Here is a 17,195-nt window from a genome sequence, read left to right on the forward strand (position 1 = left end):
TCGTTCGGCGGGGTGCGGACGGACCTACCAGCGGTACCAGCGGCCGCTACCGCCCCGGGGGCGGGCGACGAAGCCGATCAGCCACAGCACGATCACGACGATCGCGATCCACCACAGCACGTTGACCGCGAAACCCGCGCCGAAAAGGATCAGAGCCAGCAGAAGAACGAGAAGCAGGGGGATCATGGCGTGCCACCTCCAGGCCGGCGTATGCCGTGCACTCCGTCGGCGCATGCGGATTCGCGCCGATTCCACTGTCCACCGAGTGGCCCGAAATCTCTCTTGCTAACGAAGGCCGACCGGAAATCATCCGATGGCGGAGTCGTCCTCCGGCCGGGCGCCAGGCAGGCCGTTTCGGGCGGCGATCAGGGCCGCGTCGATGTCGCTGGTCCCCGTGGCCAGGCACAGGCTGTACGAGACGTCCAGCAGGCGCCGCTGGACGTCGGGGCCCGAATGCTCCGCGTCCAGGACGCGCAGGGAGTCGTACTCGGCGAGCAGACCGTTGAGTACGGCGGGGTGGGCCAGCAGCATGAAGCTCTCCTTGCCTGACGAAACCGGTGAGGTCCGGTTCCGGACGGATACGCGGAGACCCGGTACCCCGTCCGGAGGCCGCTATCCGGGGGATGACCATGGACCGTGAAATGGATACGGTCTGGGAGTGCTTGGGAAGTAGGCACATGCGCGTGGATCACCAGCGCCCCGCCGGATGTCGGCGGTCGCTGCGTCCACGTGGGATTCCGTGTGTCTGGTTCTGAAAGTGGAGATCGCCGTGACCTACGACGAACCGCCCTCGTCGAACGAGAAGACCTCGCAGGCGCAGGCCCGCTCGCTCCGGGAACGGGTGGTGAGTCTGGAGAAGCAGATCCGGGCCCGTTCCCAAGTCGCTTTGGCCCAGGGGCTGTTGATGGGACGGTACGGACTGGCGGACCCGGAGGAGGCGTTCGCGCTGATGCGGACCGCGTCGCAGCGCGCCAACATCAAGCTCCACCAGATCGCCACCGCGCTGGTGACGACCACGGCACCCGCGGTGGGTGCTCCCGTGTGGTTCCCCGACCGCACGCGCACCGCCGCGCCCTCGCTGGCGGACCTCCGGGCCGGGACGCTCGACGCGCGGAACCAGGGCCAGGTGCTGGACGCGGCGCTGAGCCGGGTGCTGGAGGTGTCCGGCGGCGACGCGGGCAACGCCCAACTGGCCGAGGGCGGGGTGCTGCGCATGGAGAGACACATGGGCCACCCGCAGGCGTTCACGGACTACTTCGCCTTCGTCGAGGACGGCACGTCGTGCTCCCGCGCCGCGCATGTGGCCCGCCAGGTGACCGTCCGTGACATCGCGGTCACCGACGTGTTCGACGAGGAGACCCGGCAGGTCATCCTGGAAAGCGGCAGCCGCGCCTGCCACAGCGTTCCGCTGAGCGGGCCGGACGGCACCGTGCGAGGGGTCATCTCCAGTCATCACGACCGACCGGTCACGGGGTTCGCCCGCACGCAGTTGGCCGCCTTCGACCAGGTCCGGCAGGTGGTCGGGGAGTGGTTGCAGTGGTACCGCGGCACCGTTGTCCTGGACGCGCTGGAAGACCTCCACCACAGCGCGGTCACTCGATCCTGACTCCGGGAGCACCGGGCCGACCGGTCAGGTCGGAGGACCCGAGCAGCCGTGCCATGGCCTCGGCGGCCCGTACGGCGGCGTCGGCGCAGCAGTTGTTGAACAGGACGTGCACCTGCTCGGCCCGATCGGCGAGGGCGCGCAACCGGGGTACCCACTCCGTGAGTTCGTCCTCGCCGTACTCGTACCGGAAGCGGTCCTCCTTGCTTCCCCGCCCCCACGCGGCACTGCGGCCGTGGAACCGTACGACCGACAGCCGGCCGGTGGTGACCGGTGCGACCGGCGGCAGAGCGGACGGCAGTGACTGGTTCATGTCGACACCGACCGCCGCCATGCCGTGACCGGCCAGAAGGGCCCGGGTGGCCTCGGCCTGTTCCCCGCGTCACCAGGCGGGATGCCGGAACTCCACGGCCACCGGCCAGGCGCGGGCCCGCCGGGCGGTGTGCGCGAGGAACTCCTCGGCGTGTTCGCCGGGCCGTAGCCACGGCGGGAACTGGAAGAGGACGCTCCCCAGCCGCCCGGCCCGACGCAACGGCTCGATCCCGGCCGTGAACCGTGCCCACACCTCGTCCAGGACCCCCGTGTCACGGGGATCGGCCGACAGCCCCTCGGGCAGTGCGGAACGGGCCGTCGGGTGCCCGGTGAGCAGGGAGAACGCCTTGACGTCGAACGTGAAGGCGTCCGGCGTGCGCTCGACCCACAGCCGGCTGTTGCGCTCGCTGGGCAGCCCGTAGTAGGTCGAGTCGACTTCGACGACGGGGAACCGCTCGGCGTAGTACCGCAGCCGCCGCTCCGGATCCCGATGTCCCCTCGGATACCAGCCGCTGCGGACCAGCGCCGGATCGGTCCAGGAACAGGTGCCCACCAGGATGTCTCCCATAGGGGCCCGGTACCCGCGTCGAGTGCGGGCAATGGTGCCTTCCTCGTGCCGCACCGCCTTTGCCGGAGCCGACGTTCAGGGCACAAGGCCCGCCGACCGCGACATCGCCGTGAGACGGTCGCCGAAGCCATGACGCGCCCATCCACGTGACGGGCTGTGGTTCGTCTCGTCGTAGACGTCAAGGTGCGGACTGTCGGCCGGCTTGTAGATCCAGCGGTAGGGGTGAGGACCGCCGCCGCCCGTGCAGTCGCCCTCGGTTGGACGCGGTCGCGCGGGCGGCCGGGGCGCTCCCGGAGGGCTGTGCGAGGGCGGCACTCGTCAAGGTGCTGACAAGGATGACGGAGCGTTTGCAGCCCGTCGGACCTGAACCGCCGTCAGCGCCAACGCCAGCGGACCGGGAGCCAGGAACGCCAGCGGCACCAGCATCCAGGCACACAGGGCAGCGGCCGCCACCGCGAGCAGCACCAACGCGCTGCCCCCGGCATCTCGTACGGCGTCCCGCGCGGCCTCCCGTACGGCCGCCGGCCAGTCGGTGAGCGCCTCGGGGCGGGCACAGGCCCTCAGACCAACCACCAGTGCGCCCGCGCCGATGGCCGCGGCCACGACCGCGAACAGCGGTGCCCCCGGCAGCCCGGCCCCCGCGAGGGCGAGGTCCGCGACCACCAGCAGGGCCCCGGCCAGGGCGACGGCGCCCGCGGCGAGGTCGCCGGGCCGCAGCCGCTGTCGTAGCACCGCCAAGTACCGTCCGGCGGTGGCCGGTTGGCCGCCGATCGCGCCGCGCAGGACCGCGCACGCCGTGGACAGTGCGGCCGGGATCGTCACTACGGGCAGGGACAGCAGGGCCGTGAGGAGGCCGATGCTCAGCATGTCGGCGAAGAGGGTCATACGGGGGCCGAAGACGTCGCCCGGATCCCGCGTGGACGTGTCACGCATCCCGCTCACCCCTTGAGTCCGGAGCTGGCCACGCCCTCGACCAGGAAGCGCTGGAAGGCGAGGAAGAACAGCACGATCGGCAGCAGCGCGATCACCGACATCGCGAACATCGGGCCGAACGCCGACTGGCTGGAGGCGTCGACGAACGACTGCAACGCGAGGGTGAGGGTGAACTTCTGCGGGTCGAAGAGGTAGATGAGTTGGGTGAAGAAGTCGTTCCAGGTCCAGATGAACGTGAAGATCGCCGTGGTGATCAGCGCGGGGCGGGTGAGCGGCAGGACGATCTGGAAGAAGCTGCGGAAGGGACCGCAGCCGTCGATCCGGGCCGCCTCCTCCAACTCCCGTGGCAGACCGCGCATGAACTGCACGATCAGGAACACGAAGAAGGCTTCCGTGGCGAGGAACTTCGGCAGGATCAGCGGCCAGTAGGTGTTCACCAGGCCGAGCTTGTTGAAGATGATGTACTGCGGGATCAGCACCGCGTGATGCGGCAGCATGATCGTCGCGATCATGAACGCGAACAGCGGGCCACGGAAGCGGAAGCGCAGGCGTGCGAAGGCGTAGGCGGTGAGGGAACAACTGATGACGTTCCCGATCACCGCACCGCCCGCGATCAGCAGCGAGTTGCCGAGCAGCCGCCAGATGGAGACGTCGTTCACGCCGTCCAGGGCGGTCTTGTAGTTCGACCACTCCAGGTGGCTGGGCAGCAGGTTGAGGCTCGCGATCACCTCGTCGGCCGGCTTGAGCGAGGTCGCCAGCAGCCAGGCCAGCGGGTAGAGCATGACCAGCAGCGCGGCCAGGCAGCCGACGTGCAGGGCGACCCGGTTCCAGCGAACAGCCTTGCGTGGCACGGCAGTTGACGTCGGTGGCGATACGGCGGTCATCGGTCCCCCTCGGACGCGTAGAAGACCCAGGAGCGCGAGGTACGGAACAGCACCGCCGTGACGGCACCGATGGCGAGCAGCAACACCCAGGCCATCGCGGAGGCGTAGCCCATGTGGGAGGCGACGAAGCCACGGTCGTAGAGGTAGAGGGTGTAGACGAGGGTCGAGTCGGCGGGTCCGCCCTTGCCCGCGCTGAGCGCGAACGCGGGTGTGAAGACCTGGAAGGCCTGGATGGTCTGGAGCACCAGGTTGAAGAAGACCACCGGGGACAGCATCGGCACGGTGATGGACAGGAACTGCCGCCATCTCCCGGCCCCGTCCACCGACGCCGCCTCGTACAGCTCGACGGGTATCTGCTGGAGACCGGCCAGGAAGATCACCATCGGTGCACCGAACTGCCAGACCGACAGCAGTGCCACGGCCAGCAGCGACCAGCCCGGCCGGGTGACCCAGCCGCCGGTGCCGAAGAGGTGGTCCACCGTGCCGCCGTCGTTGAAGATCGCCCGCCAGACGAGCGCGATGGACATCGACGCGCCGAGCAGCGAGGGCGCGTAGAAGGCCGAGCGGTAGAAGCCCTTGCCGCGCTTCATGGTCTTGAGGGCGAGTGCGACGACGAGGGCGAACGCGAGTTGGAGCGGTACGGCGATGACGACGTACGTCAGGGTCGTCATGACCGATCGCCAGTAGCGCGGGTCCTCGGTGAACATCTGCACGTAGTTGCGCAGCCCCACCCAGTGCGGCGGGTTGAACAAGTCGTAGTCGGTGAACGAGAGATACAGCGAGACGGCCATCGGCAGCAGCGTCAGGACGCTCGCGCCGAGCAGCCAGGGCGAGAGGAACACCCAGGCGGCGCCCTCGCGTTCGCGCTTCGGGCGGCGCTTCGAGGCGGGGGTGGGCCGCGATGTGCGCGCGGTGGGTACGGGGATGTCGGTGGTGGTCATGACCTCAGCTCCGCCTTGGCCTCGGTGATGTAGTCCTTGGCCGCCGCGTGCGGCGACATGAGGTCGAACGACACCTGCTCGTAGTCGCGTTGGAAGGTGGTCTGCAAGGAGTTGTCGCCGGTGGGCGGAGCCTGCGGCGGGTCCTTGAGGGTGCCTTCCACGGACGCCTGGTAGTCGGAGATCGTCTTGTCGAAGTCCGTCAACCGCCCGGCGGTCTGCTCGCGGACACTCTCGTTGACCGGGATGCCACGGGTGGCGCCGAGGATCTTCGCCGCCTGCTCGTCGTTGATGAGGAAGTCGATGAGTTCGGCGGCCTCCTTCGGATGGCCGGTGCGGGCCGAGGCACCGAGGAACATCGACGGCTTGTAGTACTGACCGGGGGTGCCGTCCGTGCCCGACGGCATCGGCGCCAGCGCGATGCCGCCCTTGACGAGCGCCACGTAACCGCTCGCGGGCGCATCCCAGTTGAAGTCGGAGGTGGCCTTGCCGCGACCGAGCGGAGTGTTCTCCACGGAGCCGTCGAGCTGGGTGTTCTGCTCGGCCGGGGAGACCGCGCCCTCCTTGCTGAGCGCGTGGGTGAAGGTCCAGTAGCGGGCGAGGTCCTCGGCGGTGAAGGCGAGGCCGCCGTCCTTGGTGTAGAGCGCCTTGCCCTGGCCGCGCAGCCACACCTCGAAGAAGTCCTCGCTCCAGCCCGGGTCGGTGCCGCCCGGCTGACCGGTCTTCTTCGCCAGCGCGCGCATGGAGTCCGCCCAGTCGCTCCAGGTCCAGCCCTTGGTCGGGAGCGGCACTCCGGTCGCCTTCCAGGCGGCGACGTCGTAGACCATGGTCTCGGTGCCCCGGCCCTGCGGGATCGCGTACAGGGTGTCGCCCACCTTGCCGGTGGCCAGCAGGCCCTTGTCGATCTCGTCGGTGCGCAGCACGTCCTTGACCTTGCCGAGGTCGAGCAGGACGTGCCCGAGGGCGTACTGGTCGATCTGGCGGTAGTCGAGCTGCATCACGTCGGGCGCGTCGCCTCCCGTGGCCTGGACGGCGAGCTTCTGCTTGTAGGAGCCGAAGTCCGAGAACGACGTCTGCACCTGGATGTTCGGGTGCTCCTTCTCGAACAGGGCGACGGCCTGGTCGGTGCGTTCCGCGCGGTCGGGGTTGCCCCACCACGTGTACCGCAGCACGATCTTGCCGCCGGCGACCGATTCCCCGGAGCCTCCGCATCCGGTCAGCACCGCGCAGAGCGCGAGCGCGAGAGCCGTTGCGCAGAACCCCGTTGTCCTGTGTCCGGGCATACCGACGTGTCCCTTCCTCTCCTCTGTCGTCTTCCGGGCCCCCTCCGAATCCGCCGCTACTCGCCGCCGTACGGCAGCGTCGTCCCCGGCAGGTTGTACTCGTCCCTGCGACCGCACATCCCGAACCCGCCGAGGCGGGTCGGCGCGGTCTCGTGTGCGGTCGCCCCGTCGAGATACGACGGCTCGCCGGCCGCCAGCGCGTCGAGCTGGGTGCCGGTGCGCTCGGCGGTGGCCAACGCGCCGGCCCGCCACAGCTCGCGCCAGTTCGGCACCTTCGCGCGCACCAACTGGGCGGCGGCGCGCTGGAATTGGAGGTACGGGCCGTTGTCACCGGCGGCCAGGGCCGCACGCAGCGGTTGGTATCCCTCGACGGCGAGATCCCGGCGGCGCCGGGCGGCCGTCGCGGTGTCCGGGCCGGTGCCGGGCGGGAGCGTGGCCGCCGCCGCGTACCGCTCCGGGTCGGCGAGCACCTCGGGCGGGAAGGTGAAGACGGCGTCCCCGGCCTCCGGCAGCCCGCTGTTCTGCATCAGCACGGTGATCCGCAGATCGCCGCCCTGCACCATGCGGTGCACGGTCCCCGGTGTGAACCAGGCGACCGAGCCCGCCTCCAGCGGGATGTCCCGGTAGCCGTCGGGGCTGAGCGTCTGCACCGCGCCCCGGCCGCCGGTGACGACGTACGCCTCCGTGCAGAGCAGGTGCAGATGGGGGCTGCCGCCGCACACGCCGTCGGCGGCCTCCCAGTCGTAGGCGCTGAGATGGGAGAGGCCGATGGCGCCGGGGAGCGGGTGGGGGAGTTCGGGCTTGGCGGGCTTGGTCACCACGGCAGTCCCTCCAGGTGGGCGGCGACCCGCTCGCGGTCCCAGGCGCCGTCGGCGACGACCACCCGGTAGCGGAAGGCGAAGGACTCGCCCGGCGGCAGCTCGAACTCCTCGAAGAACGCCCAGGAGAACGCGACCGTCGGGATCGGCTCGGAGCGCACGAACCAGTGCGACTCGTGGATCGCGCCGCGGGTGTCGAGGTTCTCGGGCGCGTGCGCGAACATGATCGTCGAATGGCCGTCGACGTCGTCGTGCTCGGTGGTGAAGGCGAGCCACGGACCCTGCGAACCCATCAGCTTCTCGGTGTCCGCGTCGGTGTCCGGCGCGAAGGCGGTGCCCCCGGTGAAGTCGCGCGGGCCGCGCCACTGCAGACCGGTGTAGCCCGCCAACTCCCGTCCCTCGGTGGTCGGTGAGCCGAAGACAAGGGGTTCGTCGCGGACGTTGGTGAGCCGGATCGACCAGTCCAGGGCCCAGGCGCCCGCCTCCTCGTCGACCGAGTGCACGGCCAACTCCCGTACTTCACGCGCCCATTCGGCGCCACCGTTCTCCACCCAGGTGAGTTCCTCGGTGAAGTCCAACCGGTCGTCCGTGACGGTCAGTTCGGGGAACCCGTCGTGCCGCATCGAGCCGACGCGCTCGGGCTGCGGGAGGTAACCCTGGCCGTGCACATAGCAGTTGCCGCCCCAGAAGTTCTGGCCGGAGAGATGACTGGCCGTCATCTGGAAGCCCTTGTGCCAGCGGTGGTCGCTCGGGCGGTACCCCGTCACCGTACGACCGGAGAGGGTGCGCACCGGGTGGGCGTACGGCTTGCGGGCCTCGAAGGCCTCGGGATCGGGACGGTAGACGTAGCGGAAGATCTCCGTGCCGTTCGCCGCCTCGACGGCGAGGTGGTCGCCGTGGACGTGGCTGACGCGGATTGTCATGCGCGCTCCTTGGGGGCCCAGTGGGGGTGGTCGCCGTGCATGGCCTGGTAGAAGGGATCGCCCGGTGTGATCTCGCCCGCGTGGACGGGCCGCCCGGTGAACGCCGACTTGTAGAGGGCGGCGGCGAATTCGAGGGTGGCGCGCGCGTCCGGTCCGCTGCCCGGTGGCCTGACACCCTTGTCCAACGCGTCGAGGAGGACGCCGAGTTGGGCCGTGTGCGAGCTGGGCACGTCGGTGTCGGGGGCGCGCCAGGCCGCGACTCGCTCGGCGGTCACCTGCGGTGCGGGGGTGTAGACCCAGTCCTCGTTGCGGTGGCCGTAGAGGTGGGTGACTTCGACGGTCGCGTCGGCGCAGTCGATACGGATCCGGCTCACCTCGTCGGGGGACAGCACGCTGTTGACGACGGTGGCCAGGGCGCCGTTCTGGAACCGCACGAGGGCGGTGGAGACGTCCTCGCTCTCGGTGTCGTGGACCAGCCGGGCGGCCATGGCCCGGATCTCCGTCCACGGCCCGAGCAGACGCAGCAGCAGGTCGTACTGGTGGATGCCGTGGCCCATGGTCGGCCCGCCGCCCTCACTGGCCCACGTCCCCCGCCACGGGACCGCGTAGTAGTCGGCGTCCCGGTGCCAGGTGGTCTGGCAGTGCGCGACACGCGGAGCGCCCAACTCGCCGCTCGCGAGGAGCCGTTGGGCGTGGACGGCCCCGGACCCGTACCGGTGCTGGAAGACCACGGAGGCGTACGCGCCCGACGACTCCTCCGCCGCCGCGACCTCGTCGTACTCGGCGAGCGACAGCGTCAACGGCTTCTCGCACAGCACCCAGGACCCGGCCTTGAGCGCCGCCACCGTCTGCTCCCGGTGCAGCGACGGCGGCGTACCGATGAGCACCAGATCGGGGCGTACGGCGTCCAGCATCGCGTCCACCGAGGTGTATCCGGCGACTTCGGCGCCGGCGAGGTCGCCCGCGAGCTGCCGGAAGGCGTCGAGCCGGCCCTGGTCCACGTCCACGGCGGCGACCAGTTCCGCGCGCGAGGAGTGGGCCCTGAGCGCGGGCAGATGGCTGCCGGTGACGATGGCACCGGTGCCGATGACGGCTACGCGGTGGTGGCGGGCGGGGGCCGGTGGGCCTGGAGGGCGCGGGGGGAGTGAGTCGTGTGGGGGGAGTGGGGGCATGCGGGTCTCCTCGGGCCGACCTGGGGAGCGGCGCGACAGGTACGCGGAAAGCGCTTGCTTCTGGGGGGTGACCCTAGATGTCGACCGAATGTCCGGACAACCCCTGTGCGGCAACATTCGGAGATCCAGCCTCCGTTTACATTCTCTCCACAAGTGACGCCGTGCTGTTTCGCGCGTCTGTGTCGGTCGGTTGTCGGCGGTCGCTGACGTCTGTCGCCGCGCTGTCGGCGCTCTGTCGGCCGGGTCTGGAACGTTCGGTGGAGGTCCTGCCGGGCGCCGGTCCGGCAGGCGTGAACATGCGAGGAATGACTATGACGACGCACGTCACGATCATCGGTGCCGGACTCGGCGGTCTCACGCTCGCCCGCGTCCTGCACATCCATGGAATCCCCTGCACGGTCTACGAGGCGGAGGCGTCCTCGACGGCACGCGGACAGGGCGGGCTGCTCGACATCCGCGACTACAACGGCCAACTCGCCCTGCGGGATGCCGGATTGACCGACGAGTTCCGCAGCCTGATCCTGGAGGGACGGCAGGCGATGCGGCTCGTGGACCGGGACGGGAAGATCCTCTTCGAGGATCCCGACGACGGCACGGGTGGCAACCCCGAAGTACAGCGCGGCGAGCTGCGGCAGATGCTGCTCGACTCCCTCCCGGCCGGCACCGTCCGCTGGGGGCGCAAGGTCGGCACCGTCCGTGCGCTCGGCGACGGCCGCCACGAGGTGGCCTTCGCCGACGGCACCGCCGTCACCACGAGCCTGCTGGTCGGCGCGGACGGCGCTTGGTCGAGGGTGCGGCCGTCGCTGTCCGACGCCGTACCCGAGTACGTCGGTATCTCGTTCGTGGAGACCCACCTGTTCGACGGCGACAACCGGCACCCGACCAGCGCGAAGACCGTCGGCGGCGGCGCGCTGATGGTCCTTGAGCCGGGAAGGGGAATCCTGGCTCACCGGGAGCGCGGCGGGAACCTCCACACCTGGGTGCTGCTCGCCAGGTCGCAGGAGTGGTTCGCCGGTATCGATTTCACCGATCCCGGCGCCGCAACTGCCCGAATCGTGCGGGAGTTTGACGGCTGGGCACCGGAGCTCACCGCCCTGATGACCGACGGTGAGACCCCTCCTGTCCTGCGCATGCTCCACACCCTGCCCATCGAACACCGCTGGGACCGGACGGCCGGGGTGACCCTGATCGGCGACGCCGCGCACCTCACGGCCCCGAACGGTGAGGGCGCCAACCTGGCCATGTACGACGGGGCCGAACTCGGCAAGGCCATCGCCGCACACCCCGACGACATGGAGGCCGCGCTCGCCGAGTACGAGCAGGCCATGTTTCCTCGGAGTGCCGCGGCAGCGGCCGATGCGCCTGATCTCTACGAGATGCTGGGGGAGGACACGCCTTACAGCCTGATCAAGAGTTTCGCCGGGAATTAGGTCTGTGAGGGCGTAGGTCGGCTGGTGGGTAGGGTCCGGGGGTGGGGGAGATCGAGGTCGTTCCGGAGAAGGTGGCCTGGATTCTGGTGCGTGACGGGCGGGTGCTGGTGACGCGCAACCGGGGCGTGGATCTCTTCTACTTCCCGGGCGGGAAACGGGAGCCGGGTGAGTCCGATGCGGCGACCCTGGCGCGCGAGATCACCGAGGAACTCCGGTCCCGGGTCGATACGGCCACGATGGTGCACGTCGGTACCTTCGAGACGCGGAGGAATGACGACGGACGCACCGAGTTCCGGATGATCTGTTACACCGCCGAGAAGACCGGATCTCAAGCACTCCGACGTTCCGCCCGCTGCCGGATCAGTTCCTCGACCGCGGAGGGCAGGGTGGTTTCGAAGTCGATGAGCTTCACCCAGGTCGGGGTGACAACGATGCGGACCATGCCGTCGTAGAGCGATCGGACCTCGGCCTCCCACTCGACGCGCTGCGCGGATGTCATCTCGTAGCTGCCGTTCATCTGGAGGTACTCCTCCGGGATGCCGTCCACGACGTCCAGCTCGGCCCGCCCGCGGATGAGCAGGATCTTCGGCGGGTGGACCTCGGTGTCGATGGTCAGGGCGACCATCGGGTTCTGGCGCAGGGCGTGCAGCTTCGGTGCGTTCTTGGTGGTGCACAGGACGATCTCCGAGCCGTTCCAGGCGAACGCGATCGGGATACTGCGAGGGGTGCCGTCCTTGGCGACGTAGGCCAGCCGGGTCAGGTCGCGGGCCAGCAGCTCCTGGCTGATCGGTCGGTTCAGGATCTCGGTGATCTCGGTCCGCTGCATGGTGATCGCTCCTTCGTCGGCGTCGTCGAGCGACTGTTCGTGGCCGCTCGTACCCCTGGGACGGAGCCGGGAAGGCGTTCTCGACATCCGAGGAGTACGAATTCCCGGCTGCCGATCCGGGCTGCCGCGGCTGTACCCGACGTGCTGAGCGAGACTGACCCGGCGAACTGTCTCGTGAACCGGACCCCGTGTTCGTCGAGCACGCGCGCGGCAACAACTGGACCGTTCCGCAGGCCGGCGAAGAACACCTCGAAGCGATGGTGGCATTGCTTATTGGAGAGGAAGACGAACACGAACCGGAATGCATCCTCAAGCACAATAAGCACGGCATGAACGTCGAAGTCCGCACCGATCCGTTCGGCCGCCAACCGCAGGCGTCCGCCGCGCTGCCCGTATCCTCCGAAGGAATCCCCGTTCCCGATCGTTCCCGACGGCCTTGCCGGATTCTCGAAGGAGCATCAATTGCGTGTGAATGTGCGTTTTCGACGGCGCCCGCAACGGACGGGGTTACGCGCAGTAGCAACAGTTGCGGTGTCCGCGGCTCTCGTCGTGCCCCTCGCCGCGACCCCGGCGAGTGCGAACGCGGTCCACGAGAGTGCGGCCGTCGGCCCTCGGACGTTCTCGACGGTCCGACAGGACGGTACCGCGGAGACACGTGCCCACCTGCGGGAGCTGGCGCGGAAGTTGGTGGAGGAAGGGGTGCCTGGGGTGATCGTGCGGGTGGACGACGGTCACGGCAGGCCCATCGAGATATCCGAGCAGGCCGCCTGGACGAGGAAGGACCATCTGCTCAGGGCGGACGACGAGGTGCGAGAAGCGTCCAACACCAAGACGGTGATGGCCACCCTCGTCCTGCAACTGGTCGCTGAGCACAGACTCGCTCTCACCGACCCGGTCGACAAGTGGCTGCCCGGCCAGGTGCGCAACGGCAGAGCAATCACCCTGCGCATGCTGCTCAACCACACCAGTGGGTTGTTCGACTACACCGACGACCCCGCCCTCGCGCCGGCCCTCACCGGCCGGGACTCCCACGTATGGACGTCGACGGAAATCCTGAGCCTCGTGAGCAGACACCCGGCACTGTTCGAGCCCGGGACCGAATGGTCGTACAGCAACACCAACTACATCGCGATCGGCGCCGTCCTGGAGAAGGCAACCGGTAAAAGCCTCGCGGCGCTGGTGCGGGACCGGATCGCCGGACCCCTGGGACTCCGGCACACTTTCTACGCCACCGGCTCCGCCTGGCGCGACCGGCACGCTCACGGCTACGAACCTGGCGCCGCCCACATGCCACCTGACGTCCCCGACGAGTTCAGGAACTACGCCGGACCGCAGCACGACGACCACGTGGACGTCACCGGCGACTACGTCACGGCCGACGGAGCGGATGCCGCGATCGTGTCCACCGCCGGTGACTGGTCCCGTTTCTACGGCGCGCTGATGTCGGGCGGCCTGCTGCCCGCCGCCCAACTGGCCGAGATGCGCACCACCGTGCCGGAGGACGGGCCGGGAGACCCGGACGAACTCGGCTACGGGTTGGGCATCGAGACGGCGAGGACCGACTGCGGCACGGTCTGGGACCACGTCGGCATCGTCCCGGGCTACGCGACCTACAACGCCAGCGACTCCACCGGCCGTCGGACGGCCGCCTTCTTCTTCGCCACCTCCACTCTCACCAAACAGGCGCACCAGACCGGCGCGGCCCTGATGGACGCGGTCAACTGCGCCATCTTTGACTGACCAACGTGCTGGTTGACCGGGCGGCGAGTCGGCCTGGGGGGAGTGTCCGGAACCCTCCTGCCCGACGCCGGGAGCGGGGCACGCGGCGGTGGCGCGCGGCTGAGCGCGGTCCGGCAACCGTAGCCCCGGACCTCGCCGCGGCCACCCTCGCCGCCGCGCACAGGACCTTCCTCGTCCTCGACGCACCGCACGCCGCCGACGATGAGCGCAGGGCCGACTTCTCCGCGTCCTCACCAGTCGACTCGGGCAGCCACGGGCAGGTGGTCGCTCCCGGTGCCCGGCAGCACCCACGAACTCCTCGGCTCCATGCCCCGGACGAGGATCTGGTCGATCCGCACGACCGGAAACCTCGCCGGCCAACTGAAGCCGAAGCCGTCGCCGGCCGTGTCCTGAACCGAGTGCAGTTGCGAGGAGAGGCCGTCGAACGCCCGGTCGTCCATGGCGCCGTTCAGATCGCCGAGCAGCACCACCCGCTCGATCCGCTCCGCGGCGACGGCCTGGCCGAGCGACTGCGCGCCGGCGTTTCTCTGGCCCGCGGAAAGGCCGGCCTTCGGGTTGACCCGTACGGACCCCAAGTGGGCGACGTACACCGCCAGCGGCCCGTGGTCCGTGGCGACCGTGGTGCGCAGCGCCCGGTTGTACTGCATCTTGACGTCGGCCGGCTTGGTGGCCGCCAGCGGCCCCGCGTCCATCTTCACGTCGACCGGCCGGGTGTCCGACAGCGGCAGCTTGCTCCACAGTCCGACCGTGCCCAGCACGGTGCGGTACGGGTACGTCTTCGCCAACTCCTTCTCGTACGTGCCCTTCGCCTGCGGGGTCACCTCCTCCAGGGCGAGCAGGTCCGCGCCGGAGGAGGCCAGGTCGCGGGCGGTGGCGGCCGGATCGGGGTTGTCGGCGCCGACGTTGTGGCTGACCACGACGAGATCGCCGCCCGGCTGGGACTTGTCGCGGAGCAGACCGCCGAAGAGGTTCAGCCACACCGTGACCGGCAGCAGCAGCGCGACCACCGCGGCGGCGGAGCGGCGCCGGAGCGCCCCGGCCAGCAGCACCGGGACGAACAGGCCCAACCACGGCAGGAAAGTCTCCACCAGGCTGCCCAGATTCCCGATGCGGTTCGGGATCTCGGTGTGCAGCAGCATGAGCAGGCCGAGCAGCAGCGCCAGCGCGGCGAGTATCGGTCCCCGTCTCCAGGGGCCTGGTCGGCAAGCGCCGCGGACCGTCCGGTGGACGGCTCGCCAGGCGCCCGAGCCGGGAAGTCGGTGCTCGGCGACGTCGCCGGCCGCGCCGAGCGCGTCACGGTCCTCGCCGCCGTCATGGTGCTCACGGGGACCGGTGGTCGTTTGCCCTGGTGGTACGGGTCGCGTCATACCGCCAGTGAAGGCGGCGTGGTGTTGCCCACGCGTATGCGGTTTTCGATACGCCGACGATATGTGCCGGCTCGTAGCATCGAGAGCATGCGTGTGTTGATCGTCGAGGACGAGCCCTATCTGGCCGAAGCCGTCCGCGACGGCCTGCGCCTCGGAGCCATCGCGGCCGACATCGCCGGCGACGGGGACACCGCTCTGGAACTGCTGAGCGTCAACACCTACGACATCGCCGTCCTCGACCGCGACATCCCGGGGCCGTCCGGTGACGAGATCGCCAAACGCATCGTCGCCTCCGGCAGCGGCATGCCGATCCTGATGCTCACGGCGGCCGACCGACTGGACGACAAGACCACCGGGTTCGAACTCGGCGCGGACGACTACCTCACCAAGCCGTTCGAACTCCAGGAACTCGTGCTCAGACTCAGGGCACTTGACCGCAGACGTGCCCATCACCGGCCGCCCGTACGGGAGATCGCCGGACTGCGGCTGGACCCGTTCCGCAGGGAGGTCTACCGCGAGGACCGTTATGTCGCACTCACCAGGAAGCAGTTCGCCGTACTCGAAGTCCTCGTCGCCGCCGAAGGCGGTGTCGTGAGCGCCGAAGAACTCCTGGAACGCGCCTGGGACGAGAACGCCGACCCGTTCACCAACGCCGTGCGCATCACCGTGTCGGCACTGCGCAAACGTCTCGGCGAACCCTGGATCATCGCCACCGTGCCCGGCGTCGGCTACCGCATCGACACACAACCGGGGGCCGGGAACGAGGGAGCGGACCGTGGATAGAGCCCCTGGTCCGAGCGTCCGCCTCAAACTCACCCTCAGCTACGCCGGGTTCGTCATGCTGGCCGGCGCCCTGCTGCTGGCGGCGGTGTGGGTGTACCTGAATCGTGTACCCCACCCCGGCCTCATCATCGAGCCCGACTACCGCTTGGCCGTCGTACGCACCTTCGCCCCGACGGCAGTCGCCGTCATGGGGTTCCTGCTGGTGTTCGGTCTCGCCGGAGGGTGGATCCTCGCGGGCCGGATGCTCGACCCCCTGACCCGGATCACGGACGCCGCGCGGATGGCCACGCACGGATCGCTCGCCCACCGGATCCGGCTACCGGGCCGCATGGACGAGTTCCGAGAACTCGCCGACACCTTCGACGCGATGCTCGCACGGCTCGAAGCACACGTCGCCGAACAACGGAGATTCGCGGCCAACGCCTCGCACGAATTGCGCACCCCGCTCGCGATCTCGAAAACGCTCCTCGACGTGGCGCGCACCGATCCGAACCACGACACCGGCGAAATCATCGACCGCCTTCACGTGGTCAACACCAGAGCCATCGACCTCACCGAGGCACTGCTTCTGCTCAGCCGCGCCGACCGACGGTCCTTCACCCGAGAACACGTCGATCTGTCGCTCATGGCGGAAGAAGCCACCGAAACACTTCTCCCCCTCGCGGAGAAACACGGCGTCACCATCGAGACCTCCGGCGACTTCACCCCCACAAGCGGATCACCGGCACTCCTGCTGCAGTTGACCACGAACCTCGTCCACAACGCGATCGTCCACAATCTGCCCGAACAGGGCGCCGTACGGGTCAGTACCGCTGTCCGCCCCAGGTCTGTGGTGCTCACCGTCGAAAACACCGGCGAGATCCTCACCCCGCAGGTGGTCTCGACCCTTACCGAGCCATTCCAGCGCGGCACCGAACGCATTCGCACCGACCACGCGGGCGTCGGCCTCGGCCTGGCGATCGTCAAGACCATCACCCACGCACACGACGGAACACTCACCCTCACCCCGCGCGCCGCCGGCGGAATGCGTATCACGGTGGAACTCCCCTTGAGTACGCGGGAATTGGTGTAGTTCCGCTACCCGTTCAGTGCTGATAGGGCTGCTGCTGTTGCGGCTGCCCGTACGCCTGGCCGCTCGCGGCCTGCGCCTGCAACTGCTCCGCCTGGTCCTTCGTGATCTTCTGATCCGCCCCGCAGAAGGTGCACTGCATCACGTACTTCGTCGAGAGCGGAAACAGCGGCACGAAGAACAGCGTGAACTTGGTGACGCGCTTCCTGAGCGTGTGCGCGGCGGGATTTCCGCAGTTGCCGCACACCAGCGTGAGTATCGCGAGCTGGTACAGGTATCCCTTGGTGCCGAAAATGATCATGTCGTTGGTCTCTCCCAGGACGGTGCCGCCTGACACGGTGTCACCAAGCGGCGAGTGCGGTCACGGAGCACAGTCTCTTACACGGTGACGCGCTCGGGGGACGGCAGGGCCCGATGACATGTTCCTGTGGAGCCCGGCCGCCGGGCGACCTCGGTCGCCGCCTCGGCCGGCAATCCTTACGGGTCGCGGACGTCGCATCGATATGCCGCTTTCGTCCGATCGTCGGGGTCCTGGGCGACCTAACG

At 69.2% G+C, this 17,195-nt stretch carries 17 protein-coding genes and 2 pseudogenes; 6 read left to right on the forward strand and 13 right to left on the reverse strand.

Going from position 1 to position 17,195, the window contains the following annotated elements:
- Positions 1 to 24 precede the first annotated feature (24 nt).
- The gene (locus AB0M63_RS29400) at positions 25 to 186 is read right to left on the reverse strand and encodes a hydrophobic protein (protein WP_355920599.1); all 162 of its coding nucleotides are present in this window, start codon (positions 184 to 186) and stop codon (positions 25 to 27) included.
- A 120-nt stretch (positions 187 to 306) separates the two neighbouring features.
- Positions 307 to 531, reverse strand: coding sequence for a DUF5133 domain-containing protein (locus AB0M63_RS29405; protein ID WP_355920602.1), 225 nt, complete (start codon positions 529 to 531; stop codon positions 307 to 309).
- A gap of 226 nt (positions 532 to 757) precedes the next feature.
- On the opposite strand from AB0M63_RS29405, the gene AB0M63_RS29410 reads away from it, so the two are divergent.
- On the forward strand, positions 758 to 1,606 hold the full coding sequence (locus AB0M63_RS29410) for an ANTAR domain-containing protein (protein WP_366021557.1): 849 nt from the start codon (positions 758 to 760) through the stop codon (positions 1,604 to 1,606).
- Here the strand turns inward: AB0M63_RS29410 and AB0M63_RS29415 are convergent.
- The 8 genes and pseudogenes from AB0M63_RS29415 to AB0M63_RS29450 all read right to left on the reverse strand — a co-directional run bounded on the left by AB0M63_RS29415 (position 1,593) and on the right by AB0M63_RS29450 (position 9,434).
- A pseudogene (locus tag AB0M63_RS29415) lies at positions 1,593 to 2,483 on the reverse strand (DUF72 domain-containing protein). The gene AB0M63_RS29410 and the pseudogene AB0M63_RS29415 overlap by 14 nt on opposite strands.
- Before the next feature lie 318 nt (positions 2,484 to 2,801).
- A complete protein-coding gene (locus AB0M63_RS29420; RefSeq protein WP_366021558.1) occupies positions 2,802 to 3,416 on the reverse strand; it encodes a hypothetical protein in 615 nt (204 codons plus the stop codon).
- A gap of 5 nt (positions 3,417 to 3,421) precedes the next feature.
- Positions 3,422 to 4,300: a carbohydrate ABC transporter permease gene (locus tag AB0M63_RS29425; RefSeq protein WP_366021559.1), complete on the reverse strand. Its 879-nt coding sequence runs from the start codon at positions 4,298 to 4,300 to the stop codon at positions 3,422 to 3,424.
- A complete protein-coding gene (locus tag AB0M63_RS29430; RefSeq protein WP_366021560.1) occupies positions 4,297 to 5,241 on the reverse strand; it encodes a sugar ABC transporter permease in 945 nt (314 codons plus the stop codon). The genes AB0M63_RS29425 and AB0M63_RS29430 overlap by 4 nt, the downstream gene beginning before the upstream one ends.
- Complete coding sequence (locus tag AB0M63_RS29435) at positions 5,238 to 6,521, reverse strand: ABC transporter substrate-binding protein (protein WP_366021561.1); 1,284 nt, start codon at positions 6,519 to 6,521, stop codon at positions 5,238 to 5,240. Before AB0M63_RS29435 ends, AB0M63_RS29430 begins: the two co-directional genes overlap by 4 nt.
- A gap of 56 nt (positions 6,522 to 6,577) precedes the next feature.
- Positions 6,578 to 7,339, reverse strand: a complete 762-nt coding sequence (locus AB0M63_RS29440) for a cupin (RefSeq protein WP_366021593.1) — start codon at positions 7,337 to 7,339, stop codon at positions 6,578 to 6,580.
- Positions 7,336 to 8,262 carry a PmoA family protein gene (locus tag AB0M63_RS29445; protein WP_366021562.1) on the reverse strand — a complete coding sequence of 309 codons (927 nt, stop codon included), beginning with the start codon at positions 8,260 to 8,262 and terminating at the stop codon, positions 7,336 to 7,338. The genes AB0M63_RS29440 and AB0M63_RS29445 overlap by 4 nt, the downstream gene beginning before the upstream one ends.
- Positions 8,259 to 9,434, reverse strand: coding sequence for a Gfo/Idh/MocA family oxidoreductase (locus AB0M63_RS29450; protein ID WP_366021563.1), 1,176 nt, complete (start codon positions 9,432 to 9,434; stop codon positions 8,259 to 8,261). Before AB0M63_RS29450 ends, AB0M63_RS29445 begins: the two co-directional genes overlap by 4 nt.
- 311 nt (positions 9,435 to 9,745) lie before the next feature.
- Between AB0M63_RS29450 and AB0M63_RS29455 the strand changes: the two genes are divergently transcribed.
- Positions 9,746 to 10,864: an NAD(P)/FAD-dependent oxidoreductase gene (locus AB0M63_RS29455; protein WP_366021564.1), complete on the forward strand. Its 1,119-nt coding sequence runs from the start codon at positions 9,746 to 9,748 to the stop codon at positions 10,862 to 10,864.
- A 125-nt stretch (positions 10,865 to 10,989) separates the two neighbouring features.
- A pseudogene (locus AB0M63_RS29460) lies at positions 10,990 to 11,145 on the forward strand (NUDIX domain-containing protein); the annotation flags it as partial.
- Between the two features lie 47 nt (positions 11,146 to 11,192).
- Here the strand turns inward: AB0M63_RS29460 and AB0M63_RS29465 are convergent.
- Positions 11,193 to 11,690, reverse strand: a complete 498-nt coding sequence (locus AB0M63_RS29465) for a pyridoxamine 5'-phosphate oxidase family protein (RefSeq protein WP_366021594.1) — start codon at positions 11,688 to 11,690, stop codon at positions 11,193 to 11,195.
- Positions 11,691 to 12,221: 531 nt separating this feature from the next.
- Between AB0M63_RS29465 and AB0M63_RS29470 the strand changes: the two genes are divergently transcribed.
- Entirely contained in the window at positions 12,222 to 13,430 is a 1,209-nt protein-coding gene (locus AB0M63_RS29470) for a serine hydrolase domain-containing protein (RefSeq protein WP_366021565.1), read from the forward strand.
- A gap of 230 nt (positions 13,431 to 13,660) precedes the next feature.
- Here AB0M63_RS29470 and AB0M63_RS29475 read toward each other — a convergent pair whose 3' ends face one another.
- Positions 13,661 to 14,797, reverse strand: a complete 1,137-nt coding sequence (locus AB0M63_RS29475; RefSeq protein ID WP_366021566.1) for an endonuclease/exonuclease/phosphatase family protein — start codon at positions 14,795 to 14,797, stop codon at positions 13,661 to 13,663.
- Positions 14,798 to 14,884: 87 nt separating this feature from the next.
- Between AB0M63_RS29475 and AB0M63_RS29480 the strand changes: the two genes are divergently transcribed.
- Entirely contained in the window at positions 14,885 to 15,580 is a 696-nt protein-coding gene (locus tag AB0M63_RS29480; RefSeq protein WP_355920639.1) for a response regulator transcription factor, read from the forward strand.
- Positions 15,573 to 16,652, forward strand: coding sequence for a HAMP domain-containing sensor histidine kinase (locus AB0M63_RS29485; RefSeq protein WP_366021567.1), 1,080 nt, complete (start codon positions 15,573 to 15,575; stop codon positions 16,650 to 16,652). The genes AB0M63_RS29480 and AB0M63_RS29485 overlap by 8 nt, the downstream gene beginning before the upstream one ends.
- Before the next feature lie 13 nt (positions 16,653 to 16,665).
- On the opposite strand, the gene AB0M63_RS29490 is transcribed toward AB0M63_RS29485, so the two are convergent.
- Complete coding sequence (locus AB0M63_RS29490; protein WP_366021595.1) at positions 16,666 to 16,950, reverse strand: zinc-ribbon domain-containing protein; 285 nt, start codon at positions 16,948 to 16,950, stop codon at positions 16,666 to 16,668.
- Between the last annotated feature and the right edge of the window lie 245 nt (positions 16,951 to 17,195).

The organism is Streptomyces sp. NPDC051576 (assembly GCF_040681835.1).
GTDB lineage: Bacteria > Actinomycetota > Actinomycetes > Streptomycetales > Streptomycetaceae > Streptomyces.